General features: G+C 62.7%; 28 protein-coding genes and 2 pseudogenes. 9 read left to right on the top strand and 21 right to left on the bottom strand.

From position 1 onward, the window contains the following. Positions 1-35: 35 nt before the first annotated feature. A complete protein-coding gene (locus LQ144_RS14640; protein WP_230119432.1) occupies positions 36-338 on the bottom strand; it encodes an HPr family phosphocarrier protein in 303 nt (100 codons plus the stop codon). Positions 339-501: 163 nt separating this feature from the next. Here LQ144_RS14640 and LQ144_RS14635 point away from each other — a divergent pair, with 163 nt between their 5' ends. Further along, the gene (locus LQ144_RS14635; RefSeq protein WP_230119431.1) at positions 502-1,293 is read left to right on the top strand and encodes a GntR family transcriptional regulator; all 792 of its coding nucleotides are present in this window, start codon (positions 502-504) and stop codon (positions 1,291-1,293) included. Between the two features lie 181 nt (positions 1,294-1,474). Here LQ144_RS14635 and LQ144_RS14630 read toward each other — a convergent pair whose 3' ends face one another. From LQ144_RS14630 to LQ144_RS14615, 4 genes are all read right to left on the bottom strand, one after another. After that, on the bottom strand, positions 1,475-3,145 hold the full coding sequence (locus tag LQ144_RS14630) for a ubiquinol-cytochrome c reductase cytochrome b subunit (RefSeq protein ID WP_230119430.1): 1,671 nt from the start codon (positions 3,143-3,145) through the stop codon (positions 1,475-1,477). Next, positions 3,123-4,193 carry a Rieske 2Fe-2S domain-containing protein gene (locus LQ144_RS14625; protein WP_230119429.1) on the bottom strand — a complete coding sequence of 357 codons (1,071 nt, stop codon included), beginning with the start codon at positions 4,191-4,193 and terminating at the stop codon, positions 3,123-3,125. The genes LQ144_RS14630 and LQ144_RS14625 overlap by 23 nt, the downstream gene beginning before the upstream one ends. A 101-nt stretch (positions 4,194-4,294) precedes the next feature. Beyond that, positions 4,295-5,083 carry a cytochrome c gene (locus tag LQ144_RS14620; protein WP_230119428.1) on the bottom strand — a complete coding sequence of 263 codons (789 nt, stop codon included), beginning with the start codon at positions 5,081-5,083 and terminating at the stop codon, positions 4,295-4,297. Positions 5,084-5,170: 87 nt separating this feature from the next. Beyond that, positions 5,171-5,809 carry a heme-copper oxidase subunit III gene (locus tag LQ144_RS14615; protein WP_230119427.1) on the bottom strand — a complete coding sequence of 213 codons (639 nt, stop codon included), beginning with the start codon at positions 5,807-5,809 and terminating at the stop codon, positions 5,171-5,173. A gap of 148 nt (positions 5,810-5,957) precedes the next feature. Between LQ144_RS14615 and trpD the strand changes: the two genes are divergently transcribed. Further along, positions 5,958-7,016, top strand: coding sequence for an anthranilate phosphoribosyltransferase (gene trpD / locus LQ144_RS14610; protein WP_230119426.1), 1,059 nt, complete (start codon positions 5,958-5,960; stop codon positions 7,014-7,016). Positions 7,017-7,096: 80 nt separating this feature from the next. Here trpD and LQ144_RS14605 read toward each other — a convergent pair whose 3' ends face one another. Together LQ144_RS14605 and LQ144_RS14600 are read right to left on the bottom strand one after the other, a co-directional pair. After that, the gene (locus tag LQ144_RS14605) at positions 7,097-7,378 is read right to left on the bottom strand and encodes an Lrp/AsnC ligand binding domain-containing protein (RefSeq protein ID WP_230119425.1); all 282 of its coding nucleotides are present in this window, start codon (positions 7,376-7,378) and stop codon (positions 7,097-7,099) included. A 71-nt stretch (positions 7,379-7,449) separates the two neighbouring features. Next, positions 7,450-7,866 (bottom strand): DUF3054 domain-containing protein, encoded by a 417-nt coding sequence (locus tag LQ144_RS14600; RefSeq protein WP_230119424.1) that lies wholly within the window; start codon positions 7,864-7,866, stop codon positions 7,450-7,452. A gap of 100 nt (positions 7,867-7,966) precedes the next feature. Here LQ144_RS14600 and LQ144_RS14595 point away from each other — a divergent pair, with 100 nt between their 5' ends. Beyond that, positions 7,967-8,365 carry a VOC family protein gene (locus tag LQ144_RS14595; protein WP_230119423.1) on the top strand — a complete coding sequence of 133 codons (399 nt, stop codon included), beginning with the start codon at positions 7,967-7,969 and terminating at the stop codon, positions 8,363-8,365. A gap of 4 nt (positions 8,366-8,369) precedes the next feature. Here LQ144_RS14595 and LQ144_RS14590 read toward each other — a convergent pair whose 3' ends face one another. Together LQ144_RS14590 and LQ144_RS14585 are read right to left on the bottom strand one after the other, a co-directional pair. Beyond that, the gene (locus tag LQ144_RS14590; protein ID WP_230119422.1) at positions 8,370-9,257 is read right to left on the bottom strand and encodes a universal stress protein; all 888 of its coding nucleotides are present in this window, start codon (positions 9,255-9,257) and stop codon (positions 8,370-8,372) included. Next, on the bottom strand, positions 9,250-9,759 hold the full coding sequence (locus tag LQ144_RS14585; protein WP_230119421.1) for a universal stress protein: 510 nt from the start codon (positions 9,757-9,759) through the stop codon (positions 9,250-9,252). Before LQ144_RS14585 ends, LQ144_RS14590 begins: the two co-directional genes overlap by 8 nt. Positions 9,760-10,122: 363 nt before the next feature. Between LQ144_RS14585 and LQ144_RS14580 the strand changes: the two genes are divergently transcribed. Beyond that, positions 10,123-10,677 carry an isochorismatase family protein gene (locus tag LQ144_RS14580; RefSeq protein WP_230119420.1) on the top strand — a complete coding sequence of 185 codons (555 nt, stop codon included), beginning with the start codon at positions 10,123-10,125 and terminating at the stop codon, positions 10,675-10,677. A 27-nt stretch (positions 10,678-10,704) separates the two neighbouring features. On the opposite strand, the gene LQ144_RS14575 is transcribed toward LQ144_RS14580, so the two are convergent. Further along, the gene (locus LQ144_RS14575; protein ID WP_230119419.1) at positions 10,705-10,914 is read right to left on the bottom strand and encodes a hypothetical protein; all 210 of its coding nucleotides are present in this window, start codon (positions 10,912-10,914) and stop codon (positions 10,705-10,707) included. A 424-nt stretch (positions 10,915-11,338) separates the two neighbouring features. Between LQ144_RS14575 and LQ144_RS14570 the strand changes: the two genes are divergently transcribed. Together LQ144_RS14570 and LQ144_RS14565 are read left to right on the top strand one after the other, a co-directional pair. Continuing rightward, positions 11,339-11,542 (top strand): helix-turn-helix domain-containing protein, encoded by a 204-nt coding sequence (locus LQ144_RS14570; protein ID WP_230119418.1) that lies wholly within the window; start codon positions 11,339-11,341, stop codon positions 11,540-11,542. A gap of 8 nt (positions 11,543-11,550) precedes the next feature. Beyond that, a complete protein-coding gene (locus LQ144_RS14565) occupies positions 11,551-12,009 on the top strand; it encodes a Clp protease N-terminal domain-containing protein (protein WP_230119417.1) in 459 nt (152 codons plus the stop codon). Between the two features lie 106 nt (positions 12,010-12,115). Here LQ144_RS14565 and LQ144_RS14560 read toward each other — a convergent pair whose 3' ends face one another. Continuing rightward, the gene (locus tag LQ144_RS14560) at positions 12,116-12,256 is read right to left on the bottom strand and encodes a DUF6596 domain-containing protein (protein WP_230119416.1); all 141 of its coding nucleotides are present in this window, start codon (positions 12,254-12,256) and stop codon (positions 12,116-12,118) included. 361 nt (positions 12,257-12,617) lie between these two features. On the opposite strand from LQ144_RS14560, the gene LQ144_RS14555 reads away from it, so the two are divergent. Continuing rightward, a complete protein-coding gene (locus LQ144_RS14555) occupies positions 12,618-12,920 on the top strand; it encodes a DUF4193 domain-containing protein (RefSeq protein WP_230119415.1) in 303 nt (100 codons plus the stop codon). Positions 12,921-13,297: 377 nt separating this feature from the next. On the opposite strand, the gene LQ144_RS14550 is transcribed toward LQ144_RS14555, so the two are convergent. Beyond that, on the bottom strand, positions 13,298-13,513 hold the full coding sequence (locus tag LQ144_RS14550) for a hypothetical protein (RefSeq protein ID WP_230119414.1): 216 nt from the start codon (positions 13,511-13,513) through the stop codon (positions 13,298-13,300). Positions 13,514-13,775: 262 nt separating this feature from the next. On the opposite strand from LQ144_RS14550, the gene LQ144_RS14545 reads away from it, so the two are divergent. Together LQ144_RS14545 and LQ144_RS14540 are read left to right on the top strand one after the other, a co-directional pair. Next, complete coding sequence (locus LQ144_RS14545; RefSeq protein ID WP_230119413.1) at positions 13,776-14,390, top strand: dihydrofolate reductase family protein; 615 nt, start codon at positions 13,776-13,778, stop codon at positions 14,388-14,390. Positions 14,391-14,689: 299 nt separating this feature from the next. Next, positions 14,690-14,821: pseudogene (locus LQ144_RS14540) on the top strand (histidine phosphatase family protein); the annotation flags it as partial. A gap of 284 nt (positions 14,822-15,105) precedes the next feature. Here LQ144_RS14540 and LQ144_RS14535 read toward each other — a convergent pair. From LQ144_RS14535 to LQ144_RS14495, 9 genes and pseudogenes are all read right to left on the bottom strand, one after another. After that, positions 15,106-16,611 (bottom strand): glycoside hydrolase family 32 protein, encoded by a 1,506-nt coding sequence (locus LQ144_RS14535; RefSeq protein WP_230119412.1) that lies wholly within the window; start codon positions 16,609-16,611, stop codon positions 15,106-15,108. Positions 16,612-16,780: 169 nt separating this feature from the next. Further along, a pseudogene (locus LQ144_RS14530) lies at positions 16,781-16,951 on the bottom strand (carbohydrate kinase); the annotation flags it as partial. Positions 16,952-17,046: 95 nt separating this feature from the next. Continuing rightward, on the bottom strand, positions 17,047-17,997 hold the full coding sequence (locus tag LQ144_RS14525) for an ATP-binding cassette domain-containing protein (protein WP_230119411.1): 951 nt from the start codon (positions 17,995-17,997) through the stop codon (positions 17,047-17,049). Then, positions 17,994-19,031, bottom strand: a complete 1,038-nt coding sequence (locus tag LQ144_RS14520; RefSeq protein ID WP_230119410.1) for an ABC transporter ATP-binding protein — start codon at positions 19,029-19,031, stop codon at positions 17,994-17,996. The genes LQ144_RS14525 and LQ144_RS14520 overlap by 4 nt, the downstream gene beginning before the upstream one ends. A gap of 3 nt (positions 19,032-19,034) precedes the next feature. Beyond that, the gene (locus LQ144_RS14515; RefSeq protein ID WP_230119409.1) at positions 19,035-19,973 is read right to left on the bottom strand and encodes an ABC transporter permease; all 939 of its coding nucleotides are present in this window, start codon (positions 19,971-19,973) and stop codon (positions 19,035-19,037) included. Positions 19,974-19,986: 13 nt separating this feature from the next. Continuing rightward, positions 19,987-20,964, bottom strand: coding sequence for an ABC transporter permease (locus LQ144_RS14510; RefSeq protein WP_230119408.1), 978 nt, complete (start codon positions 20,962-20,964; stop codon positions 19,987-19,989). Positions 20,965-21,101: 137 nt separating this feature from the next. Further along, entirely contained in the window at positions 21,102-22,778 is a 1,677-nt protein-coding gene (locus tag LQ144_RS14505) for an ABC transporter substrate-binding protein (protein ID WP_230119407.1), read from the bottom strand. 53 nt (positions 22,779-22,831) lie between these two features. Further along, complete coding sequence (locus LQ144_RS14500) at positions 22,832-23,872, bottom strand: LacI family DNA-binding transcriptional regulator (protein ID WP_230119406.1); 1,041 nt, start codon at positions 23,870-23,872, stop codon at positions 22,832-22,834. A gap of 382 nt (positions 23,873-24,254) precedes the next feature. After that, positions 24,255-24,704 carry a hypothetical protein gene (locus LQ144_RS14495; RefSeq protein WP_230119405.1) on the bottom strand — a complete coding sequence of 150 codons (450 nt, stop codon included), beginning with the start codon at positions 24,702-24,704 and terminating at the stop codon, positions 24,255-24,257. Positions 24,705-25,124: the final 420 nt, after the last annotated feature.

Raw genomic sequence — 25,124 nt, 5'->3', positions numbered from 1 at the left:
GGTGGGGCCCGCCGTCGTTCGTTTTCATTTTGGCCCTACAAGAGCTCAGCGGCCTGCTGCGACTCAATCAGCCTGGCAAGTCCTGTGAGGGCGTCTTCGGCGTCGATGAGGCTGCGGCCTGCTGGCAGCGCGGATTCAGTCACTCCCAGTTCCACTTCGCAGCCACAGTCAAAGTCAGCTGTCATGACCTCCAGCAGCGAGCGGGCATCCACGGCGGCAATGCCGTCTTTCCGGATGGTCACCGGCAAACCGGTCTCCGTCACGGCCCGGACAAATACCGCGGCAGGGCGGGCATGCAGGCCAATGGCTGCTGAAACGATTGCCTTACGAACTGGCAACAGGACTCCTCTATTCGGACGGATGACGCCGTCGTCTTCTACGTTCGTCCTTAAGAATATCCGTACGGCAGGGCTCCGGGCAGCGCTGGTGGTGGCTGGTCTAGACCTGACGGCGGATGGGCTTAACCTTGAGATGTGAACATGCATCCTAGGAGCGGCGGTCATGGCCGCTAATGCCTCCGGCATCGCCGGTGAGATCGACAGAAAAAGCGGCGTCCCTATCTACGTCCAGCTGAGGGAGATCCTCAGGACGTACATTGCCACGTCCTGCCCGCCAGGCTCCGGCCTCCCGTCGGAGCGCGACCTGGCCGAACGTTTCGGGCTTGCCCGGATGACCGTCCGGCAGGCCATTGATGCGCTTGTGGGCGAGGAAGTCATTGAGCGCGTCGTGGGACTGGGTACCTTCGTGCGCAAACCTAAACTCGACCTCCAGGTCAAGCTCACCTCGTACAGCGAGGAAATGCAGCGCCGCGGCATGGTGCCGGCCGCCAAGGTGCTCAGCTTTGAGCAGATTGCCGCCAGTGCCTTCCTCGCGCGCGAACTCCAGCTGGAGGAAGGCACGCCCCTGGTGCGCTTCCGGCGGCTTCTGCTGGCCGATAACGAGCCGATGAGCGTGGACGAGAACTTCATCCCGGCCCACCGCGTGCCCGGTCTCCTGGACGGCGAACCACCCACCTCGCTGTACAACGTTCTGAGCGAACAGTTCGGGCTGGTAATGGAGTGGGGCGAGGACATGATCGAGGCCACCGCCGCCTCGCCGTCCACCGCACGGCTGCTGAACGTCGAAATCGGGTCACCGCTGCTGAAAATCCAGCGGCACGCGTTCGTTGCCCGTGCCATGGTGGACTATTCCGTGTCCTTTTACCGCGCCGACAGATACAAGCTCTGGGTGCCGCTGCAGCGTCCCGGAGTAAGGCCCACGCGCAACTACGCGTCTGGGTACCGCCAGCAATAGTCACGCCGCCCTTGCAGGGCCGCCCGGCAAGGCCCGCCGGAAGGGGACGGACGCAGCACCGCCAACCCTGCCGCCGACCGCACCAGATGCAGAAAGGCCCGGTCCCAAGGGACCGCACCAGATGCAGAAAGGCCCGGTCCCAAGGGACCGGGCCTTTCACTGCCAACCGCAGGGATTGCTCCTAGTGGCTGAGTGTCTTCTGGCTCTCGCCTGCTTCGACGGCCTCGTGGTGGCCATGGCCGGCTTCCAGCTCAGCCGGTGTGGCCGGGACAACCCGGTCCTCGAAGAACCACTGCGAAAGCTTCGCGCGGCGCTTTTCCTTGCGGTCAACGACGCCGTGCTCGTTAGGCTGCGCGGGGAGCGGTGCCAGAGACTCGAAGCCGACCAGCTTGAACCGCTTGTACTCGTCGAGAGGAGCGTGGACTTCGATGAACTCACCGTGCGGCAGGCGCACAATACGTCCGGTTTCACGCCCGTGCAGGGCGATTTCCCGGTCCTTGCGCTGCAGCGCCAAGGCGACACGCTTCGTCACTGCGAATGCGATGAACGGGCCGACGAAGAACAGCGCCCGCAGCCAGTACGTGACGTCGTTCAGCGCGACGTGGAAGTGCGTGGCGATGAGGTCCGATCCGGCGGCAGCCCACATGACGCAGTACCAGGTGAAGCCCGCTACACCGATCGCGGTGCGCGTGGGAGCGTTCCGGGGACGGTCCAGCACGTGGTGCTCCCGGTTGTCCTTGGTGATCCAGCGCTCGATCCACGGGTAGGTGAACAGCACGGTGAAGATGATGCCTGCCGGAACAAGCGCAGGCAACAGGACGTTCAAGGTCAGCACGTGGCCGAAGATGATGTACTCGAAATGGAAGTTTCCGATGACACCAGGCATGAGACGCAGGGCACCGTCAACGAAGCCGATGTACCAGTCAGGCTGGGTGCCTGCGGACACGGGTGAGGGATCGTAGGGTCCGTAGTTCCAGATCGGGTTGATGGTGAAGAACCCGGCCATGAGCGCAATCACACCGAAGACGATGAAGAAGAAACCGCCGGCCTTCGCCGCGTAAACCGGGCCGAGGGGGTAGCCGACAACGTTGTGGTCGTTGCGTCCCGGGCCGGGGTACTGGGTGTGCTTGTGCACAACCACCATGAACAGGTGGAGGACGATCATCAAGAGGATGAGCGCAGGCACCAGCAGGATGTGGAGCGTGTACAGGCGGCTGATGATGGCAGTTCCGGGGAACTCGCCGCCGAAAAGGAAGAAGGAGGTGTACGTGCCGATAACCGGGATGGACTTGATGACGCCGTCGATGATCCGCAGGCCGTTACCGGACAGCAGGTCATCGGGAAGCGAGTAACCGGTGAAGCCTGCAGCCATGGCCAGGATCAGCAGGACGCCGCCCACCACCCAGTTCATTTCACGGGGCTTGCGGAAGGCACCCGTGAAAAACACGCGGAGCATGTGCACGGCCACGGAGGCCACGAACAGCAGCGCCGCCCAGTGGTGGACCTGGCGCATGAAGAGGCCGCCGCGGACGTCGAACGAGATATCCAGCGACGAACTGTAGGCGACAGACATTTCGACGTTCTTCAGCGGAGTGTAAGAACCGGCGTAATGGGTCTCCGCCATGGAGGGGTCAAAGAAGAATGTCAGGAACGTTCCGGACAAGAGCAGGATGACGAAGGAGTACAGCGCCACTTCGCCGAACATGAACGACCAGTGGTCCGGGAAGACCTTGCGGCCAAACTCACGGAGAATCCCCGAGCCGCCGACGCGTTCGTCGACAAAATCAGTAAACCGCCCGGTCTTGGTGGTGGCTACGTAGGCGGGGGCTTCAGCTCTTGATGCTGCGCTCATGCTCATCACGCTCCCAGTAACTTGGTCCTACAGGTTCGTTGAAGTCGCTCGTAGCGACCAGGTAGCCCTCGTCATCAACCGCGATGGGCAGCTGGGGGAGAGGACGGCTGGCCGGGCCAAAGATAACCTTGCATTCCTGGGTCAGGTCGAAGGTTGACTGGTGGCACGGGCACAGCAGGTGGTGCGTCTGCTGCTCATAGAGGGCAACGGGGCAACCAACGTGGGTGCAGATCTTTGAGTAGGCGACGATGCCGTTGTAGCCCCAGTTCTCGCGGCCCGCAGAAGGGTTGAGGGCCGCGGGATCGAGACGCATGAGCAGGACGACGGCCTTGGCCTTCTCGTTCAGCTTGCCCTCGTGGAGCTCATTCAGGCCTTCCGGGATGACGTGGAAGGCGGATCCGATGGTGACGTCCGACGCCTTGATGGGCGTGCCGTCGGGGTCGCGGGTGAGGCGCTTGAGCTTGCCTTCCTGCGGGGCCCACATCGTGTGCGACAGCTTGTCATCGGGCCGCGGGCCAAGATCACCGAACACGGCAAGCGCAGGCAGCGGTGCGAGAGCAACGGCGCCGAGCAGGGTGTTCCGGATCAGGGGACGGCGCTTGATGCCCGTCTCCTCCACGATGTCGTCAACAATGCGCACCGCGGCCTGGCGGTCGTCTTCGGTGCGGATCGCATGACGTTCCTCGGAGACTTCGTGGTCCGGCATGAGGGCCTTGGCCCAGTGGACAATGCCGGTGCCGATGCCGAGCATGGCAAAGGCTGTACCTACGCCGAGCAGTGCATTCTGCAGCCTGATGGTAGCAATCGAGGAGTCATCGCCCAGATCGATAGCGAAGTACGCCACCAGGAAGATCACGGTGCCTACGACCGATGCGCCGAAGAGAACGGCAACCTGCCGTTCTGCTCGCTTTGCGGCCTTCGGGTCCGTGTCAGCCAGGCGCAAACGGTGCGGGGGAATTCCAGGATCCTGGAATTTCTCCACCTCATTCTGACCAGCCGTAGCTACGGTGCCCGAGTGGTTCGGACTGCCGTCACTATGGTTGCCCATGATTCGCCTCATCCTTCTCTCGTCTCGGCAATGCCGAGTTAATGTTCAATTTCAAACCTGCTGAACGGTCAGCAGGACATTCTTGTTGTGATCTGCGCGTGCTAGGACGAGCGGGACGTCAGCCAGATGGTGAAGGCGATGATGACGCCGAGGCCGGCGATCCAGACGAACAGGCCTTCCGATACAGGACCGAGGGCACCAAGGTCGGCGCCGCCGGGCGAGCCGTTGGCCTCGATCTGCTTGAGGAACGTAATGACGTCCCGCTTGCCCTCCGGGGAGATGTTCGCGTCATTGAAGACCGGCATGTTCTGCGGTCCGGTGACCATTGCTTCGTAGATGTGCTTGCCCGAAACATCGGCGAGGGCCGGAGCGAACTTGCCGCGGGTCAGGGCGCCGCCTGCTGCAGCAGCGTTGTGGCACATCGCACAGTTCGTGCGGAACAGCTCGCCGCCCTTGGCGGCGTCACCCTTCTCGTCGAGGACGCCGGCTTCGGGGATGGAGGGGCCGGGGCCCAGTGAGGCGACGTATGCCGCGAGCTGGTGGGTCTGCTGTTCGTTGAACTGGCCGGGCTTCTTGTAGGCCTGGGGACCATTCATCTGCATGGGCATGCGGCCGGTGCCTACCTGGAAGTCAACGGCAGCAGCGCCGACGCCTACCAGGGACGGGCCGGCCTGCGATCCGCTGGCACCCATGCCATGGCAGGTGGCGCAGTTGGCGGCGAAGAGCTTTCCGCCTTGCTCCGCATCACTGGCGCTGAACTCGGCGGTGCTGGCTTTTGCCTGGTTGACGGTGGTGGCAACGGCGTACAGCCCACCAGTGAGGAGGAGCCCCATCAACAACAGCGCAATGGCTGCCAGTGGGTGACGTCGCTTCTGCGAGAGTGCCTTCACGTGGTGGTTCCTTTATTCGATCGTGCGTCGGCTCCAGGAGCCGCTTCTTGAAATTCTGTCTCTTGTGGAAGAAGAGCCATGTCCTGGCTACTTGAGGACATAGATGACCAGGAAGAGGCCAATCCAGACGACGTCCACAAAGTGCCAGTAGTACGAGGTGACAATCGCCGACGTCGCCTCAAAGTGACCAAACTTCTTCGCGGCGAAGGATCGGCCAATGATGAGGAGGAAGGCGATCAGGCCGCCGATGACGTGCATGCCGTGGAAGCCGGTGGTCATGTAGAAGGCCGAACCGTAAGCGTTGGTCGAAAGGGTCACGTGCTCCGAAACGAGCATCGCGTATTCCGTCGACTGGCCGGCCACGAAGAACGAGCCCATGAGGAACGTCAGGGTGAACCACTCGTTCATGCCCCAGTGGGTGAACTGCAGCGGACCGCCGCTGCGTCGCGGCTGGAGCCGTTCTGCGGCGAAGACGCCCATCTGGCAGGTAAAGGAACTTGCCACGAGGACGATCGTGTTAACAAGCGCAAAGGGGAAGTTGAGCTTGGCCGTCTCTTCAGCCCACATCTGTCCGGAAGTTGACCGGAGTGTGAAGTACATGGCGAAGAGACCGGCGAAGAACATCAACTCGCTGGACAGCCAAACTACGGTTCCGACAGAAACCATATTGGGGCGGTTCAGCGTGGGGTGCGCCGGGGTACTGGGGGCATGGGTCGCAGATGTCACATAGACATTATGTCTGTAAAACTCCGTCCTGCCCAACGCAAACCGCCTTTTCGGGGGACTTTTTCTACAAAGACGCGAAATCGCGCGGAAAAGTTCCCGGAGGGGTTCACATTGGTTTTTGGAACCTGCACCTCGATAGCATCAGGAGGTGACTTCACAGGTATCGGCACAGGCGGCAGGTAACACCTGGCCGCGGCTCATTTCCGCACTGATGGACGGCAACGACCTGACTGCGGACAACACGGCCTGGGCCATGGACACCATCATGTCGGGTGAGGCGACGCCTGCACAGATCGCCGGATTCCTGGTGGCACTGCGTGCCAAAGGGGAGACGGTAGATGAGATTGCCGGCCTGGTGGAGGCCATGGTCGCCCATGCGAACCCCATTGCCATCTCGGGCGAGAAGCTCGACATCGTAGGCACGGGCGGCGACCAGCTGAACACTGTGAACATCTCCACCATGGCTGCGCTTGTCTGCGCCGGAGCCGGGGCGAAAGTGGTCAAGCACGGCAACCGCGCGGCATCGTCGTCGTCGGGTTCGGCTGATGTGCTGGAAGCCCTTGGTGTCCGGCTGGACCTGCCCATCGCGGATGTGGCACGCAACGCTGAAGAGGCCGGAATCACTTTCTGCTTTGCCCAAGTTTTCCATCCGTCGTTCCGCCACACCGCCGTTCCGCGCCGGGAACTTGCCATCCCGACGGCGTTCAACTTCCTCGGACCGCTGACGAACCCGGCGCGGGTGCAGGCCTCTGCCGTTGGAGTTGCCAACGCGCGGATGGCGCCGCTGGTGGCCGGGGTACTGGCCAAGCGCGGCAGCCGGGGGCTCGTCTTCCGGGGAAGCGACGGCCTGGACGAGCTGACCACAACCGGTCCGTCAACTGTCTGGGAAATCCGCGGCGGCGAGGTCACCGAGCAGCTTTTTTCGCCGGCGGAGCTCGGCATCCGTCAGGCGACTGTTGAGGAACTGCGCGGCGGAGACGCCCAGGCAAATGCCGCCGTCGTCCGCCAGGTGCTGGCCGGTGCAGCCGGTCCCGCGCGCGACGCCGTACTGCTCAATGCCGCCGCCGGCCTGGTGGCCTATGACCTGGAAGCCGAGGGGACTTTGACCGAGCGCATGCGCCGGGCCCTGCACCGCGCCGCCGAGTCCATCGATTCAGGATCCGCCGCAGCAGTCCTCGACAAATGGGTCAGCCTGACGCAGGCGTAGGAAATAGAAGCAAAGAAGTGGCCGGCACCGTTGTGCCGGCCACTGCTTCTTAATCACGTAGGTCCTGGCGGGGTGAGCGGCTACTCCTCGAAGCCCAGCGCAAAGGCGGCGTCGAGGTCGTGCTGGGAATACGCCCGGAAGGCAATATGGGTGGTGGTGTGCACCACGGCCGGCACCTTGGACAGCTTGTCCGCAATGACGTCCGCAAGCTCATCGTGCTGTGATACGCGGGCAACGGCGATGAGATCCCACTCTCCAGTGACGGAGTAGACCTCGCTGATGCCCGGGATGGCAGAAATCTCCTCGGCCGTTTCGGGTATTCGCGAGGCGTCTGTCTTGATCAGGACGAAGGCGGTGATCACTGGTAGCCCTTCCGGATTGTTGTGCCGTGGCGGTGCCCGGCGGGTGCGTGCTGTGCTGCCAGCCTAGTACATCAGCCTTGCCTCCGTGATCTCTGCCACCGCAGAAATCCGGCGACGAGCAGGCGGTAGCCAAGGAGGAGAACTGCGAGGCTGATAAGCGCCACGATGACGAACGGCAGCACCACTGTCTGCCCGGTGAGGGCCCGCAATGCCATGCCGACGCCCACCGTTCCGAGCCAGACGGCAACGCCGGCCGGCCACAGTGCCAGCGGGCCGTGCCAGAGCCGCAGGAGGAGCCAGGCGAGTGCCGCGCCGGCGAGGAACGGCCATGCTGTAAGCAAAGCGCCTGCTAGCACGTCACCCCGTGCGTGTGCGTCGCGGCCGATTGCGGCGAAGGTGATGATCAGCAGCGCGTCCGCGGTTGCCGCGAATGCGATGACGGCGGGGGCGGAGTGCCCGGTCTTGGTCAGGTCTTCTTTGGAACGCATGCCTTTGAGCCTAGCCGTTCCGCGGAAACGTGTTGCCCCGGCCGGTTCGATCGGTGACGATTGCGGACAGGAACGCGTAACACCTACATATGGAGGATCAATGAGGCTCATCCAGGTCGCGCAGCGCGCCGAGGACCTTGACCGGGCGGCTGCGTTCTACTCGGTGTTGCTCGGCACCGCGCCGCAGGCGGTCTTTGATCCGCCGGGCCTGCTCTTCTTCGACCTCGGTGGCGTCCGGCTTCTGCTCGAGAGGGGCGCGCCGCCGTCGTTGATCTATCTGGAGGTCCCCGATATCAGGGCACTCATGCCCGAACTGGAGGCCAGGGGAGTGGAAGTGGTTGCTGCTCCGCAGGTGATCTTCAGCCACGGGGACTCAAGGCTTGGCCCGGCGGGAACCGACGAATGGATGGCCTTCATCAGGGACAGCGAAGGCAACACATTGGGACTTGTCAGCCAGTTGCCAGGCAGCGGGGCGGCCGGCAAGGGAGAAGCCCGGTAGGGGTCTACGGCGGCGGCGCAGGCCCCTCCTTTGGCTCTTCAGCGGCGTGCCGCGAAACAAACACCGGACACCTGGCGTGGTGGAGAACGGCGTGCGCTGTGGATCCGATGGTTCCTCTGATGAGACCGTGGCCCTTGCTTCCCACCACCAGAACGCTCGCATCCGTGGCCGTTTTGAGCAGACCGCGCGGAACGGACGAGTCCTGTACGAGTTCGTCACTGACGTCCAAGCCGGGAGCTAGGGCCTGCGCCGTCTGAATAGCTGAATCGAGCAACGCCCTGGATGTACTCAGGCTTTCACCTGCGGCGCCACCTGGCTTCCCGACGCTGAAGTGGATTCTGCGCACATGAACCAGCACCAGCCCAACGCCGGCGGCGGAAGCCAGAGCGCAGGCATCCGCCAGGGCCCCCGTGTTGCCGGGATGCTCCACCCCGACGACCACAGGACCCCCGGGGTTGTCCTCAGGCCGGATTACCGCGACCGGGCAGTTTGAAGTGGCAGCCAGTTCCAGGCTGACGGAGCCCACGAGAAGTCCCATGAACCCGCCGATGCCCCGGCTACCGATCACCAGCATTGTGGCCCCCGCCGCCGCCCTTCGCAGGTGCTCCGCGGGCCAGCCGTAGAGCAGGCTGGTACGGATCTTCACCTGCGGGGCGGCAGATGTTGCATGATCGAGGCCCTCAGCAAGGACAGCCTCCGAATAGTGCTGCAGCCCGCTGTCTGGGATGCCTTCGACCGGACCAAGGTCATGCGTCAGGAGTGGCCACAGGGAACAATGCACGAGATGAAGCTCACAGTGGCGCAGGTCAGCCTGGTGTGCAGCCCAGCGCACGGCCCGGCCTGCTTCAACGGATCCGTCGTAGCCGACCACGATGCTCTGAGTGCTAGGCATCGTCTTGCCCTGGAGGGATGGGGCCGGACGCCGGAGCCGGCTGAGCCAACAATCCCGGCGGCAGTTCCGTGCCATGCGCAATCAGCACCGAGCACTTTGCGTGTTCGGCCACCGTGGCGCTGACGGCGCCGAGCAGGAGGCCTTCAAATCCGCCGTGGCCGCGGCTGCCCAGGATGAGCAGTTGCGCACGACTGCTTTCCTCCGCGAGCACCTTGGCGGCGGGTCCCTGCCTGATCACCACTTCAACATCGACGGCGGCCTTTGAGCCCAGCGCCTCGGTAACAGTCTGCGCACAGACCTTCCGCGCTTCCTCATCCGGCTCCCAGACAATCGGCTCAAAGGTTCCGAAGGCAATGTGGAACTGCCAGGCGGCCACGGCGACGATCCTGGCCGAGAGCAAGGGTGCGAGAGCGGATGCCCAGCGCAAAGCCAGGATGGATGAAGGACTCCCGTCGACCCCGACGACAATTGCGGCTTTAGGCTGGCCCTCCGGCGGGTTCATAATGCCGAGGCTACACACCTTCGCGGCGTGGGCACAGACCGGCAGAAAAAAACATCAGGTCGCTTCGATCACTTCTATCAGCTTCTGGAGCTGGGCAACCTCAGACTCGAGCGAGGAGGGAGTAGACCTCATGTGCGGGTCGGTTGATGGTGATCTCGTTCTCGGCGTGAGTCATCCTGTTCCTCTCGGCTGAGTGTTCGTTTGTGTAACGCTCGCCACAGGCGGCGCTGTAATTCATGACCTTACGGGACAGCTGGTTCCGATGTGTTGGCCGCGCATGAAACGGGGGAGCAGTAGCGATCCGCGGCGGACCGGCCTAGCATAATTCGCGTGGCAGGAGCCGCCCGACTACAGGAGATCGCCATGACAACGCTGTCAGATCGCCCAAACACCGCGCTGATGGTCCTCGACGTCCAGGTGGGCGTTGTGGCCGAGGCCCACCAGCGCGACGCGGTAGTCGCCAACATCGGCACGCTCATAGACAAGGCCCGCCAGGAGGGCGTCACGATCGTGTGGCTCCAGCATTCGGACCAGCACCTGGCGAAGGGGAGTGATGCCTGGGAGTGCGTTCCTGAACTGGTTCGCCGGGATTCGGAACCGTTGGTGCACAAGACGTTCAGCGACTCCTTCGAGGACACCGACCTGGAGGAAGTGTTGTCCAAGGCTGGGGTCGGCCGCCTGGTCGTGGCCGGTGCGCAGACGGATGAATGCATCCGGTCCACGATCCACGGCGCCCTCGTGCGTGGCTATGACGTGACGCTGGTCGGTGACGCGCACACTACGGAGGACCAGAGCGCCTGGGGCGCTCCGCCGCCGGACCAGGTCATCGCACACACGAATCTTTACTGGAAGTATCAGACGGCGCCCGGCCGCACCGCCGGCGTCACTGAGACGCAGGATGTGACGTTCAGCCCTTGAACCGACTTCGCAGCCGTGGACCCGAGACTATACGCTGTCGGCGATGGCATCCGCGGCGGCGACAACGGCGGTGTTCAGCTGGCCTGAGTAGGAAAGCACGCTGATTCCCAGAGGGATGTTGCCCCGCACCACACCGATCTGGAACAGCTCGCGCAGCTGGCCGCCCGGCGAAGTAAACAGGCGCCGGTGAGCCCGGCAGGTGCTCAGCAGAAGATTCACCAGCCGCTGGTGAAACATCGAACGGACCATCCATCGCTGCAGAAGGCGGCCGCCCGGTTGGTAGGGCGAATGCGGGCGCTGGGAGTTGGCGAAGTCAGATGACATGGGGCCGGGAGCCGGTGGGTCCTTCAGATCTGTGGCGATGATGCAGACCGTGAAGGTCCCGAGCGATGGACTGGCCCCACTCCTCCATGCTTGGCCAGTCCCGGTAGTCGCCGAAAAGGCCCCCGGCTGCCCGGAACCAGAATTGACCCCACCGGGGAAGCAGGTCAGGGCTGCCCACTCCTGAGAAAACGCGGTGACCACGTGGCATGAGAATGCCTGCGCTTGGAAGGAACCGGCACGAGTCTCGGCGAGCCGACCATCGGCTGCGGTTAGGAAGATCGGCGAGCGCTTGTCAGTCTGAGTTGACAACTGACGCTTGTCAATTCAGACTGACAGCATGAATGCTGATCAACTGTCCGCTCATATTCATTCAGTGGACCCGGTCGTCGGACTACGCGCCGTCGGCGCCCTTCGTCGCTTGGCAGAACAGGTCGAAGCCGTTCAGGTAAGAGTTGCCCGACAACAGGGGTGGACCTGGGAGCAAATCGGTGACGCCTTGGGCGTCTCGCGGCAGTCAGTACACGCCAAATACCGAGAGTGAGATGAACCATGTTTGAACGGTTTGCCGACGAAGCCCGCCAGATCGTTGGCTTTGCAATGGAGGAAGCCCGTTCCAGCGGCGACAAGCGACTGGGCACGGAACACCTGGTGCTGGGAGCGCTTCAGTTCTCCGGCCCGGCCGGCATTCTTGGGGTTACTCTCGATGACGCAAGGGCCGCGGCTTTAAAGCTTGACCAAGCAGCACTCGCGTCAATCGGAATAGACGCCCGGGGCTTTGAGCGGGCAATTACGCCTGGCCGAGGAAAGAAGCCACCTTTCAGCTCGGGTGCGCGGTCGGTTATGGAGGGCATGCTTCGGTACGCCATCGAGCAGAAGTCACGACAGATCACCACTGCGAATCTTCTGCTGGCACTTCTGGACCGCGAAGAACATGATCCTGCGGCCGCGCTCCTTAGCGAGTTGGGCGTCGACAAGGCCGAGGTCCGGCGCAGGGTCCTTTCCTCCTGATCCCGAGCTGGTTTCCGTGCCGTCGATCATTGTAGGCAAGCACGCCGAAGGCGACTGGCCACACATGGCACGGGGAGAGGCCTCCGTGTCCTATTCTGCAATCGAATCAAGGCGGGCCTCGGTGGAGCATCACGGCCAGCAGCCCGGCCACTTCGCCGTCCTCCGGCATGAGGGCGCGGATCAGGCGGGTGAGCCGGATCGCCTCGGCGGATCCTGGCCTTCGCGCGGGTGATCCGCTGCCCCCCATGGTGCTCTCCTGCGCGAGGAAGGCCCGCGCGATCTCGGGCGTGGTCGCGGTGGGCCTGGGTGATCGCCTCCCTGACGTCGACCACGCTCACAGGAACGACCGCACCTCGACCCTACGGTTGCAGGCGTTCGACCCCTCGGCGGCGATCTCGAGCGCCACGTCGAGATCGGGCGCCGTCGAACTTACTACTGGCGACGCGGCATATTCTTTGTCGAACCAATCGGTGCACTAAGTGCCGGCCTGCCTCGTCCGTTTCCATCCATCCGGGCCTCCGGATACGGGAACAATGGCGCAGTGGTATACGTTGCAGTCTCGTCAGACAAGTACGTCATAGAAAACGTCAGAAATGAGAATCACTTAAGTGGCAACCGATTACGACGAAGTCCGTTCCGACGTCAAGGAATCTCAGGACCGTTCTCTGGAGGCATTGCAGTCCGCGAATGCCCCGGATGCCCGCAGCGTCGTCAGCGAACTGGATGAAGCCGATGCACTGGACGAGGGCCTGACCCCGGGCGGAGAGATTGTCGCCGAGGAGCTCATCGTTCAGGTCATTCCTCAGGCCGCGGACGAGTTCACCTGCTATTCCTGTTTCCTGGTCCGGCACCGGTCCCAACTCGCGCGCGAGAGCAACGGCCACTCATACTGCATCGAGTGCGAAGGGTAAAGGCGGTCGTTTGCGCGACCTTAGCTCTCGGTGCGGTAAATGTGATATCCCAACCGCCGGCCGTAGAGCTCTTTGCTCCTGTGCAAAAAAGTCGCTAAAGAGTCGAGTTCCTGGCTGAACGACTCCATTTTCGGGCTGGGCTTCGTCTCAGACTCTTCCTGGCAGGCAGATGGTGAGACCATGCGCAGGTCCGGAGTTCTTCCAGCGTGACGGGCCCGATCCGGGCCTGGGTCATATCGAGGTCCGAGGTCATACAGCCATGAGCAAGTTGGCGCGCTTCGTCACGTCATACAGGCTCTGGACGCTTTTGGAAGTCACATGGCCCCGGCGGCAACCTGGGCTTTTGCGCAGTCGAGGTCCACCGGGAGCCGGTGCCGTCAGCGCTTGTCGCGGTCGTTGAATTCTTCGTCCAGTTCGTAGTGGCGGAATTCCGTTTCAGGGTCTGGTTCGCCGTCAACCACGACTTCGTGGTCGAGCTGGCGTTGGACCTGACTGTCCAGGACCTGTAGTTCGTGGTCCAGGACCTTGCCCAGATCCTCCGGGAACTCGTCTTCCGGAGTGAGGTGCAGCTTTTCGATCATTGAGTCCGCCATGCTTTCATACTGTGCCTTGTTTTGTTCAGTGTAGCTGTGATGAACAGAAGGCGTGTCCGCCCCTTCTGTTGGCATAGCTACGCACGGTTCGGATTCCGTGCCCCCGCGCTTTCGACTGCTCAGCGTCTCCGCCCGCGTCCATCTCTCGACCTGCCGTCCGCTCGTCGCTAATGTGGCACGCAGTGATATCGATTCCGGGCTATCCCGATCGACGCACAGGCAGAGGCGGCATCTGGTCGCCGTTCACGCGAAGGAGCGCACCATGGGAATCCTCTCAGTCGATCTGTTCATCACCCTCGACGGCGTGTACCAGGCGCCGGGCGGCCCCGACGAGGACCGCGAGGGCGGCTTCGAGTTCGGTGGCTGGCAGGCAGCGTATTCCGACGACGAGACCGGCGAGGCGATCGTCGCCGGCATCAACCGCATGGACGCACTGTTGCTCGGACGCAAAACCTACGACATCTTCGCGGCGTTCTGGCCCACCCGGGGCAACGACGACCCGATCGCGGTGACGTTCAACGCCTTGCCAAAGTTCGTCGTGTCGCGCTCCCTGACCGACCCGGCATGGGACGGAACCACAGCGCTGTCGGATGTCGCGGAGGTGGCCGCGCTGAAAGACCGGTTCGACGACATCCACGTCATCGGCAGCGGAGGCCTCGCAGGGTCGCTGCTCGAGGCCGACCTCGTCGACCGGCTGAACCTCTTCCTCTACCCCCTCACTTTCGGATCGGGTAAGCGGCTGTTCGCCGACGGCACCGGCGTGCCGGCGGCATTCCGCGTCGCGCAGCCGCCGCGGGCGTTCCCCAAAGGCGCGATCTCGCTCGCATACGAGCGCGCGGGCGCGCCGATCACGGGCATCGACATCAGCCAAGGGTAGCGGCGCCCAGCCCTCGGGCAGGTGTCGCGCCCTCGGCATCCGCTAAGCCATGGCCTGTTGCATGCTTATGCGCATAGCAAAGGCGTCTACCGCCCGTCCTCGAACCGGTGAGCATGCAGTTGGCAGAACGAGCAGACCATAATCTGCGGGCAAGCCAAGCCGCAGGTCTCCTGATCGGGCGTTACCATTCAGCGGACTGGCTCTGGGGAACGGTCGTTCATGCGAGAACGCCGTGTTTGATGCGAATCGGCCCTTTCGCGTAACAGCAGTTTCCGGAGCCTGCCGGCTGTTAGGCGAGAATGAACCGCATGACCCTTACGACGTTCGCCCTCATCCGCCATGGCCAGACTGACAGGAATGCGCAGCGCCGGCTGCAGGGATCCAGCGATATTCCGCTCAACGGCATCGGCCGCGGCCAGGCGTCCAACGCGGCAAAGTAGAAATCAGACCCTACTCTGAGCAGCTTTGGTTGGCCGACCTGGCGTCCGGTTGAGGTGCGCCGTAACTGGAACGCAATACCGGGACTGGACTCGTTCAGGTCAGGGGCGACTGGTGGCGGTGCGCGTGAGTGTTGTTCTCGATGTGGCAGGAAACGTATGCCGGTGGCGCGACCTGTACAGCTACTCCGGCACCCGCGGCATCGCCGTGATCTTCTCCAATCCTGGGCACCGTGAATTCTCGGGCCGGCTAGTCATCCATCTGCGGCAGGCCGGGTCTATATCAAGGGCGTGATCGTCAGGCTCTCGAGTGTTGCCGAGCCGCCGTGGGCGTAGATGGAGACTCCGGTGCTTGTTTTGTCCGGGAAGATCAGGTCGGTGAGCACCAGCTCGCCGTGTTGGGCGAAGACCTCAACAGAGCAGTGGTCGACGTAGATCTTCAGCCTGTATCGGCCGTCCAAGGCGTTGATGGGCGCGGTGTCGACGGAAGGGAATCCATCATGGAAGCCCGTGTCACCCGAGGCGGTCCGGTCAAGGATGAGGCGGCCCTGGGCGGGGTTGATGCCGATTCGGGTTCCTTCCGTGCCGCTCCCACGAACGATGAGGCCGAATTCCTCGGCCGTCCCGGTCGTAAAGTCGGCTTCGATGAGCTGAACCGTGCCCGTGGCGGCGGGGATCGGGCGTGTTTCCCCGGCCAAATGGATGGGGCCGGACTGAACTGCCGGCACCTCACCGCGGCAGACGGCTTCCTCGACGACATTCTGGACTAATCTGGTGCGGCCGCCAACGGTGGCCAGGGAGAGTTCCCGGGGCAGAGACATGGGACTGCGCCAGGGTGACGTCGGGATCTGATTGGCATAGTCCCAGTTGTTCATCCAGCCGATCATGATACGCCTGCCGTCGGGGGCGTCGCTGAAGGAGACGGCGGCGTAATAGTCCCGTCCCCAGTCCAGCCAGTGGTACTCCTGAAGGCGGTCGGGGTCTTGCGCCCCGCTGGTGATGGTGGAGTCGGAGGTGAATGTGACGCCGTCGAAGTCTCCTGTGAAGTACTGCCCGGCTGAACCGCCGTTCGGGCCACCGGGGTTCAGATTCACCGTCAGAACCCATTTCAGCTCCTGTGGATTGCCGTCGACCGGCAGGGCAAAGAGGTCCGGACATTCCCAGATGCCGCCGGTGGCGTTGGCGGGGCCGAAATCGCTGAGGTGTTCCCAGGTTTTCAGGTCCTCGGACTTGTAGAGGACTACTTTGTAGTCTTCGGCTTCGACGGCCGCCATCACCCAGTAGGAGACGGCCCCGCCGTCGTAGCGGAAAACTTTTGGGTCACGGAAGTTGGCCGAGTTACGGGTGAGCACGGGATTGCCCGCGTATTTTTCCCACGTGAAGCCGCCGTCCAAACTGTAGGCCAGTGACTGCGCCTGGACGCCGTGCAACGGCGAGGCATTCTTGTAGGCGCTGGTGTAGACGGCTACCAGCGGGGGCGCCGTTGCGGTGCCGAACCCGCTGCTGTTTTGGCTGTCGAATACTATGCTGCCGGAGAAGATGTCCTCCTGCTCGTCGCAGGCAATCGCGACAGGCTGTTCGGTCCAGGCGGAGAGGTTTTCCGAGGTCGCGTGGCCCCAGGACATGTTTCCCCAGGTGTTTCCGAAGGGATTGTTTTGATAGTAGAGGTGGTACACGCCTTGATGGTGGATCAGCCCGTTGGGATCATTGAGCCAGGTGTTTCGGGCCGTGTAATGCAGGGCGGGCCGGAAGGTTTCAGGGTGTGTGGTGGTCACGGCCGTCATGGGAGGTGTCTCGTTTCAGGTTCGGGATGAGGCAAGGAAAGGGCCTGGATCGTGCGGTGATCGGCAGGTTTGCGGCGGTGCTGGGGCCCGAGTCGTGGTTAGTGGTCAGCTGACCAGGCTTGCCCGCACTTCGGACGCGGAGGGGACGCTGATTTCCGTGTCGCGTTGAGGTCAGGAACCCGCTCGAAACATCCAGACGGGCGGGTCCGTAGGCCACATTGGCCGGTGAGCCCCCGGGGTGTTCGGTAACGCCTTCCCCTGTGTGGACCGCGTCGATGAGTGCTTCACCGACAACGATCACCTCGGGTGCGCCGGAGAGTGCGGCAGCGGGTTTCATCATGGGATTCTTTCCTGGGTTTCGGGCAGCCTGCAGCGAAGCTGTTTGGGTCTTGGTTGCGCGGAGAAAGCGGCCGGTCGGTGGCGGGCTGGGGGCGGTCAGGCGGCAGATTCTGGCACTTTGAGCGCCCAATGGGATTCGCTGAGGGTGACACGTTCGCCGCTTCCCCGGTTGGCGTTCCGTTCCGTGGCATCCCTCTTCGGCGGGCGGACGGTCTGGGTCCTGCGGGCGTCGGGGACGGCGGAGAGCAGCAACTGTGTGTACGGGTGATGGGGGGCGGCCATCAGCTCGATGCTCTCACCGCCCTCGACCAGATCCCCGGCGCACATCACCAGGGTTGTGTCCGCGATGTAGCGTGCGGATGCGAGGTCGTGGGTGATGTAGAGCATGGACACGCCCCGTTCATCGCGGAGTTTGCGCATCAGATTGAGAATTCCGATGCGGACCGAGACGTCGAGCATTGAGGTGGGTTCGTCGGCCAGTATGATTTCCGGTTCCACGGCCAGGGCTCTGGCGATGGCGACACGCTGCCGTTGTCCGCCGGACAGCTGGTGGGGGTAGCGGTCCAGCATCTGCTCGCCCAGGCCGACCGTTGCCATGAGTTCACGCAATTTGAGTTTGAGGGCCTTCGGGCTGTCGTTTTCTCCGTGAAGCTGTAGCGGACGTGTCAGGAAGTGCTCGATGCGGTGTGCCGGGTTGAGGGATCCGAAGGGGTCCTGGAAGACCATCTGGACCTTGCTCCGGTATTTCATTGATGCCTTGCGCCGTTCGGTGGCAAAGATGTCTTGTCCGTCGATGATGAGTTGGCCGCCGGTGGGCTGCTCAAGGCGGGCGAGAATGCGGGCGATGGTGCTTTTTCCGCTGCCGGATTCCCCGACAAGTGCCACAATCTCGCCGTGGTTGATGTCAAAGGAGACGTCGTTTACCGCGCGTACGGTCGAACGGAAGGGAAAGCTTCCCAGATGATAGTCCTTGCTCAGGTTGCGTACCTGGACCAAGGGCTCGGTCGCCCTTTCGGGGCGGGATGAGGTGCTGTGTGCGGGGCTCATCGGCGTGACCTTTCGCGGGGGACGACGTATTCGGGTAGGAGTAGGCACGCTGCGTCGTGGTTTTCGGCTTTTGGAAGGAGCGGTGGCGCGACGGTGCGGCACGCGTCGACAGCGAGCGGGCACCGGGGGTGGAAGCGGCAGCCGGTGGGAGGGTGGGCCATGTTCGGCGGGGCGTCCGGGATGCCTGTCAACTCAACTCTCGGGCCGGTCAGCGGCGGAAACGCTCCCATGAGGGCGTTGGTGTAGGGGTGAAGCGGGTTCTCCAGCATGTCCTTGGAGGGAGCGACCTCGACCAGCTTTCCCGCATACATCACGGCCATGCGGTGGGAGAGCTCGACCATGAGTGAGATGTCGTGGGTGATGAACAGAATGGAAAACCCCAGCCGCTGCTGAAGTTCTTTGATCTGGTGCATGATGTCCTGCTGAACCACCACGTCCAGGGCCGTGGTGGGTTCGTCCATGATGAGAAGGGAGGGTTTGAGCGCCAGCGCGATCGCGATCACTGCCCGCTGGCGCATTCCGCCGGAGAGCTGGTGCGGGTAGGACTTGAGGCGGTCGGGGCTGATGTCGACAAGTTTCAGCAGCTCCGCGGCACGTTCGCGGGCGGCTTTCTTGGGCATCCTTTCATGCGTGGTGAAGACGTCGACGATCTGATCTCCGATGGTCATGACGGGGTTCAGGGAGTTCATCGCGCTTTGGAAGACCATCGCCACGTCGCGCCAGCGGGTGCGTCGCAGTTCTTCTTCGCCCAGGTCCAGGAGATTCTTTCCGTTGAGCTCGATGGAGCCGCCTGTGATTTTTGCCGGGGTCTGCAGGAGCCGCATGACCGCGTTTGCGATGGTGGACTTGCCGCAGCCTGATTCACCGGCGAGGCCGAACACTTCTCCTGCGCCGATGTCGAAGCTGACACCATCGACGGCGGTAACGTTTCCGATTTCTGCCGTGTATTGGACCTGCAGGTTTTTCACGCTCAGCACGGGAGCGGCGGCGGTCCGGCCGATGTTTCCCCGGTCCTGTTCAGTTAGGGTTTCCATCTGTCAGCCTTTCTTTTCCACGCGCAGGCGGGGGTTGGTGATTTCATCAACGGCGTAGTTGATCAGGGCCAGGGCAAATGCGACGACGGCGATGGCTACGCCCGAGGGCAGGAGCACCCACCAGTCGCCGGTCATCAGGGCGCCGTCGTTGTTTGCCCAATAGAGGTTGGTTCCCCAGCTGACCGAGCCGGTATCGCCGAGCCCCAGGAACTCCAGGCCTGCCTGGGCGCCGATGCCGTAAATGACGCAGCCGAGCAGGGTGCTCATGACGATGGAGGCCATGTTGGGCAGGATTTCCCGGAACATGATGCGCCAGGCTTTCTCACCGGTCACCACGGCCGCGGCGACGAAGTCCTTGCTGCGCAGAGACAGTGCCTGGGAGCGGAGCACACGAGCGCTGCCGGCCCAGCCGGTGATGACCAGGACGATGACGACAGTGGCGGGGCCCGGCGGCAGGAAGGCGGCGAGGACCACCAGGAGTGGAAGTCCGGGGATGAGCAGGAAAATGTTGGTCAGCAGCGAGAGTAGTTCGTCGATGGCCTTGCCGAAGTACGCGGAGGCGATGCCGACGAGGCAGCCGATGAAGGTCGCCGCTATGCCCACGATGAATCCGACCGTCAGTGAGCTTCGCGATCCCCACAGGGTCAAAGCGAGCACGTCCTGGCCTTTGGAGGTGGTTCCGAGCAGGTGGGCCGCGGATGGCGCCAGGGATGCTTCGGGGCCGAAGTCGGAGGGGTTTCCCGGGGCCAGGAGGGGTGCCAGCAGTGCCAGGAGGGCAAATACGACCAGGACGGCCAGCCCGAAGAGGGCCTTCTTGTTCGTGAGGATGCCGTGGACGAACCCTCCGTGGGCAAGTCGTCCGGGGACCGGAGGTTCCGGTACTTGAACGGTGGGGTTGCCGGCCGTGGTGGTGGCGGTAGGTGTTGAGTTTGTAAGTGACATGGGGGACCTGTTTCTAGCTGACCCGGACCCGGGGGTCCAGCCGTACGTAAATGATGTCGACCAGGAAGTTAGCTGCCAGCACGGCGGCGGTGATGGTCAGGAAGATGCCTTGGGTCAGCGGGTAGTCCAGCGCCTGGACGGAGGTCAGGAGCTGGTAGCCGATGCCCGGGTACGCGAACACGGTTTCGGTGAGGAGAGCGCCGCCGACGACGAAGCCAAGGGACATGCCGAACGACGTCACTGAGGGCAGCATGGCGTTGCGCGCCGCGTACTGGAACATGATCCGTGCCGGACGGAGTCCCTTGGCCCGAGCCATCGTGATGTAGTCCTCAGCGGTGGTGGCGATCATCGTGTTGCGCATCCCCAGCATCCAGCCGCCGATGGAGACCAGGACAATGGTCAGGGCCGGGAGGATGAGGTGAGCGGCTACGTCGCCGATGTATTCGAAGGAGAACGAGGCGCTGAGCCCCGTGGAGAAGGCATGGCTCAGAGGCAGCCAGCCCAGGGTTATCCCAAACAGATATAGAGCGGCCATGGCCAGCCAAAAGTAGGGAAATGATCCGACGAAAATCAGCAGCGGAGGAAAGACGGAATCCAGGAACTTTCCGCGCCGCCATGCTGCCAGGACGCCGAGGAAATTGCCCAGAATGACGGCAATAACCAGGGAGGTGCCGCCGAGCAGGAGGGTCCATCCGATCTGTGAGCCGATCACCTCCGAAACGGGGGAGGGGAACCGGGACAGCGAGATGCCCATGTCCCCACGGAAGATGTTGCCGATGTAGGCGAGGTACTGTTCCCAGAGGGGCCGGTCGTCCAGACCGAAGAGCCGGCGGAGCGCATCCACCTGGTCCGGGCGCATCTGAGACTGGACTTGGGAGAACATTCTGCTGACGGGGTCCCCGGGCATCAGCCGCGGGAGGAAGAAATTAAGGGTGATGCAGGCCCAGAAGGCGATTACGTAGAACCCCAGGCGGCGGAGGAGGAATACCATGATTCCGCTTCTTTCTTGATGATTGTTGCGCCGCCCGGGGATCGGTCCGGGTCCGGCAGGTGGTAACGGTGCGGTGCGTGTGTGCAGCGGCTTTGGTGGCTGTTCGGAGCCGGTGGCCCCGAACAGCCACGTGATGCCTACTGGGCCGGCTTGAGTGAGGTCAGAACCAGCACTGTGGTGGCCGAGCGGGCCGAAAGAGTTGCATACGGGTTATCGTTGCTGGGCCAGCCCGTGAATCGCTGGTCGGTGTAGGCGCCCCACGCCGGACCGGAAAACAGCGGGATCACCGGGGCCACGTCATTGAAGCGTGCCTCCAGGGAGTCAATGAGGGTCTTCTGCGCTGCCGGGTCTGCCGTTGCCGCCAGCTTGTCGAGCGTTGCGGTCGCTTCCGCGTCGCCGAACCGGTGGTAGTTTTCGTTGGCTTTTTTGCCGACCGGCACAACAACCTTCTGTGACATTACGCCGCGGTAGAACTCGAAGGGCGTCGCGGCGGAGTTGCTCCAGACGATGCCGCTGTCGAAGGATCCGTCAGTGTACCCGGAGACGACCTGGGACCAGTCAGGGGAGTTGACCTCGACCTTCACACCGAGTTTTTCCATGTTCTTGGAGATGATCTGACCGACGGAGAGCCAGTCCGAAGATGCCGAGCCGACAGAGAACTTGAACTGGAACGGCTTGCCGTCCTTGAGGGTGCGGATACCGTCGGTTCCCTTTTTGTAGCCGGCGGCATCGAGCATCTGGTTGGCTTTGTCCGCGTTCAGCTTCGTCCAGTCGCACTTCTCGACGATGCTCTGGTCGCGCCAGCTGTTGTAGGCGTCGCTGAGGCCGGTGCAGTCGGCCGGGTGGGTGTAGCCTGACATGCCCAGGCTGGCGACCTGATCGCGGTCCACGGCCATGCTGAGTGCTTTGCGTACGACTGGATCGTTAAAGGGAGCCTTGGTGGTGTTCAGCTGCCAGTTGATCGTGCCCCCGGTGGTGGGGTACCAGAAGTGGCGGTGCGCCTGGTCCTTGTCGATGAAGGTTTTCTGCACGTTGGGGATGAACTGGTCGCTCCAGTCCACGTCGCCGTTCTGCAGGGCGAGGTTGGCCCCGGAGTTGCCGGCGAATGCCAGCATCCTGATCCCGGTAAGCTGCTGCTTTTCCGGCTGCCAGTAATTGGGGTTCTTATCAAGTTCGAATGACTGTGTCTGGAAATGGGAGACCTGTGTGTAGGGGCCGGTGCCCACCGGGTTGTCGTTGGTGGCCTTTGCCGGGTCCGCGATCTTGGACCAGACATGCTTCGGGGCGATGACCTGCTGGCCGACTTCGTAAAGTCCGGGTGCGTAGGGCTTATTGAAATCGAAGCGGACGGTGTGTGCGTCGACGGCGGAGACCTTGGCCAGGTAGTCGAATCCGCCTTGGATCTTTTTCTGGAGTTCAAAGGTGTACACAACGTCGTCGGCGGTCAGAGGCTGTCCGTCTGACCACTTAACCCCGTCGCGGAGGGTGAATGTCACTCCCTTGCCGTCTTTGTCTGCTTTCCACGATGCCCCGAGCCAGGGTACGGGTTCGCCCTTGACAGGGTTGACGATCAGCAGGGGCTCAAAGACCGACTGCTGCGTCATCGGAAGCGCGTTCGGGGAGAACGGGTTGAAGTTGCTGGTGAACGTTGCGGTGTCCTCCCGGGGGATTGTCAGGAGCCCGTTGGAGGAGCCTCCACCTTTTGCTGCGCCTCCAGATGTGTTTCCGGCGCTGCAGCCGGTCAGAGCCAGCGCGCCGATCGCCAGTGTGGCTGCAACAACCGACAGCGACCTTTTGGGATGGATTTTGGGCATGAGGGAACTCGATTCGTCAGTGAAATGGAGATGGGGTTAGCGGATGGTGGACGTCAGGACGCCGGGACCGGCAGGCGCGCGGATGTACGCTCCACCAGAGGGCATTCGATAACGTGTTGGAGCGGGGCCAGATCGCGGTTCGCTGCCAGTTTTGCCAGCAGCGCGACGCCGGTTGCGCCCATTTGCCGGAACGGCAGTGCGACGGTCGTCAGGCTCGGTCGCAGGTAGTTGGCGATAATTTCCTGGTTGTCGAAGCCAACCACGGAGATATCGTCCCCGATACGAAGCCCTCGTTCTTTGATGGCGTCGTAAGCGCCCATGGCCATACGGTCAGTGGCGCAGAAGATCGCGGTAGGCGGCAAAGCGCTGTCAAGGAGGGAGGACGCCGCGCGGTAGCCCTGATCTGCCTCGCCGTCCTCGTTAATGATCAACTTCTCATCCAGACCTATACCTGCCTGTTCAAGGGCGCGGATGTAACCGGACCGGCGGCCGATGGCTGCTGGAATGACCGGATCAAGGTTGATGAGCCCGATCCGGTCGTGTCCGGCCCCGATGAGCCTCATCGTGGCGGCGTAGCCACCCTGAGCCTCGTCAGGAATGACGGAATGGAGTTTGGCCGCCTCGTCAAAACAGTGAACCAGGACCGTCGGCACCTCGTCCGCAACAGCAGGCAACCGCACACCCCTATGCCAGCTTGTTGCATAGATCAGACCCTCGACACGGTGCTCGAGCATCGTCTCGATGGCCTGCCGGTCGGCGTCAATGCTGCAGTCAGTACTGGCGATGAGAAGGGTCTTACCCTCCCGCGCGGCCTGTTCCTGGGCGCCCCGGACGATGTTGGCGGCAAAAGGCGCGGTCACGATTTCCGTAATAAGCCCGTACAGCCTGGTCTGCTTGGACGCCAACGCTCGTGCTCCCGCGTTCGGGCGGTAGCCCAGTTCGGTCACGGCCCGGTGGACGCGGTCACGGGTTTCTTGTGGAATCCCGTTTCCCGTTCCACCATTCAGGACAAAGGAAACAGTCGTCCGGGAGACCCCGACATGGTCCGCGACATCCTGCATCGTCACTTTGGCCTGCCGTGAGTTCGTCTTCATTGACCGTCCGATGTCTAGTAACTAGGGCTGAACTTTGGATGAGAGTCTAGCTGGATCCACTGATGCGCGTTACTAACGCGCGTTAGTGGGTGTGAGATAGAACATATCCCGCGTTGGGTTGGGGTGTCAAGGAGCATGTGAGCGACCACTGTAATAAGCAGCCGCCTGAGTGCATGGCAGATCACAGCGCAGGAAGGGGACATACCGGCCCTGGGGCGCATGAAGTGGTCGCCATGGTCCAGCTACCGTACTTGTTCATGCGGCGCCGCCGAGGGCAGCAGGTCATGTCTTGCAGATTCTGCAATCGGAGCACTTCAGGTTGGCGTAATCTTCGCTATCGGTACTCACTGTGAGGGCGGCGGGTAGCGCGGCCTGACTCAGGTCAGGCGGCGGGGACCATCCAGAAACCGGCGACAGCAGCGCTGCCCGGTTCAGTGGTCATGCGAAAGGCATGTGCCGATACCGGCCCTACGTCAAGCTCCAGATTCACGCTATTTGCCTTTCCGCAATCGAGGGCCAGCTCGTGCCCCGTTCCTCCTCGGCGATCGGGCTGCGAGATGGTGAGGGATGCCTTGAGTACGCCGAGGCATGCAGCGGTTACCTTGTAGCTTCCCTTGGGTATGCCAATGACCGAGGCGCGGTACCCGTCGCCGCCCAGTCCGCCTGAGCCGCCCAAAACGACACCATCAGGTCTAGGGCCCAGGCGGATTTCCAGTTGCGCCTGGTTTCTTGCCCGGACGGCGGCGAGGTCGGGGTCGGCCTTTGGCAGGGGAGGGGGTGCTGGCCGGGAGGTGCCGGGGTGTGCGGTAGCCGGAGCCGCCTCCTCGTTCATGTATTCACAGGAACATAAAGCCACTCCAGAACTGGCTAAAACCAGTAACATCGCGATACCGCGGATCCAACATTTACCCCCAAGAGTTGACATGCCCGAAGCTTATCTCCATCCTGGCGGAGGTAAACCGTACTTTTGCACTAGTGAAGTTGCACCGGAGCCTTCCTCGGATCTTCAACCGTCCTTAGTCAAGATTGATGCGTTTCCCGTGCGGTTTCAGTCTGCGCCTCGTCAGGAGTGGGGATCGCACGGGTAGGCAATGCGGGTCTCGCTGTTTCGCCGGCCCGCCCCGGCGGGCACTTCCAGACCATCGCACCACGGGCCCCTTCTGAACCGTAGGTTGACATAATGTAGATTATCGGCGTTTCTATAATCAGCCGGAAGGGGCTGATCGGCGCAGTATCAAGTCGCGTCGTTGCA

The sequence above is a fragment of the Arthrobacter sp. Bi83 genome, assembly GCF_918698095.1.
Classification (GTDB): Bacteria; Actinomycetota; Actinomycetes; order Actinomycetales; family Micrococcaceae; genus Arthrobacter.
The sequence above is the reverse complement of the archived record's forward strand: the minus strand, read 5'-3'. Positions and strand labels throughout refer to the sequence as shown.

Coding starts and splice junctions, on each gene's coding strand:
- LQ144_RS14635 (WP_230119431.1), top strand. CDS start 502: ATGGCCGCTAATGCCTCCGGCATCGCCGGTGAGATCGACAGAAAAAGC.
- LQ144_RS14630 (WP_230119430.1), bottom strand. CDS start 3,145: ATGAGCGCAGCATCAAGAGCTGAAGCCCCCGCCTACGTAGCCACCACC.
- LQ144_RS14625 (WP_230119429.1), bottom strand. CDS start 4,193: ATGGGCAACCATAGTGACGGCAGTCCGAACCACTCGGGCACCGTAGCT.
- LQ144_RS14600 (WP_230119424.1), bottom strand. CDS start 7,866: ATGCGTTCCAAAGAAGACCTGACCAAGACCGGGCACTCCGCCCCCGCC.
- LQ144_RS14595 (WP_230119423.1), top strand. CDS start 7,967: ATGAGGCTCATCCAGGTCGCGCAGCGCGCCGAGGACCTTGACCGGGCG.
- LQ144_RS14590 (WP_230119422.1), bottom strand. CDS start 9,257: ATGCCTAGCACTCAGAGCATCGTGGTCGGCTACGACGGATCCGTTGAA.
- LQ144_RS14585 (WP_230119421.1), bottom strand. CDS start 9,759: ATGAACCCGCCGGAGGGCCAGCCTAAAGCCGCAATTGTCGTCGGGGTC.
- LQ144_RS14580 (WP_230119420.1), top strand. CDS start 10,123: ATGACAACGCTGTCAGATCGCCCAAACACCGCGCTGATGGTCCTCGAC.
- LQ144_RS14575 (WP_230119419.1), bottom strand. CDS start 10,914: ATGTTTCACCAGCGGCTGGTGAATCTTCTGCTGAGCACCTGCCGGGCT.
- LQ144_RS14570 (WP_230119418.1), top strand. CDS start 11,339: ATGAATGCTGATCAACTGTCCGCTCATATTCATTCAGTGGACCCGGTC.
- LQ144_RS14565 (WP_230119417.1), top strand. CDS start 11,551: ATGTTTGAACGGTTTGCCGACGAAGCCCGCCAGATCGTTGGCTTTGCA.
- LQ144_RS14560 (WP_230119416.1), bottom strand. CDS start 12,256: ATGGGGGGCAGCGGATCACCCGCGCGAAGGCCAGGATCCGCCGAGGCG.
- LQ144_RS14550 (WP_230119414.1), bottom strand. CDS start 13,513: ATGGCGGACTCAATGATCGAAAAGCTGCACCTCACTCCGGAAGACGAG.
- LQ144_RS14545 (WP_230119413.1), top strand. CDS start 13,776: ATGGGAATCCTCTCAGTCGATCTGTTCATCACCCTCGACGGCGTGTAC.
- LQ144_RS14535 (WP_230119412.1), bottom strand. CDS start 16,611: ATGACGGCCGTGACCACCACACACCCTGAAACCTTCCGGCCCGCCCTG.
- LQ144_RS14525 (WP_230119411.1), bottom strand. CDS start 17,997: ATGAGCCCCGCACACAGCACCTCATCCCGCCCCGAAAGGGCGACCGAG.
- LQ144_RS14520 (WP_230119410.1), bottom strand. CDS start 19,031: ATGGAAACCCTAACTGAACAGGACCGGGGAAACATCGGCCGGACCGCC.
- LQ144_RS14515 (WP_230119409.1), bottom strand. CDS start 19,973: ATGTCACTTACAAACTCAACACCTACCGCCACCACCACGGCCGGCAAC.
- LQ144_RS14510 (WP_230119408.1), bottom strand. CDS start 20,964: ATGGTATTCCTCCTCCGCCGCCTGGGGTTCTACGTAATCGCCTTCTGG.
- LQ144_RS14505 (WP_230119407.1), bottom strand. CDS start 22,778: ATGCCCAAAATCCATCCCAAAAGGTCGCTGTCGGTTGTTGCAGCCACA.
- LQ144_RS14500 (WP_230119406.1), bottom strand. CDS start 23,872: ATGAAGACGAACTCACGGCAGGCCAAAGTGACGATGCAGGATGTCGCG.
- LQ144_RS14495 (WP_230119405.1), bottom strand. CDS start 24,704: ATGAACGAGGAGGCGGCTCCGGCTACCGCACACCCCGGCACCTCCCGG.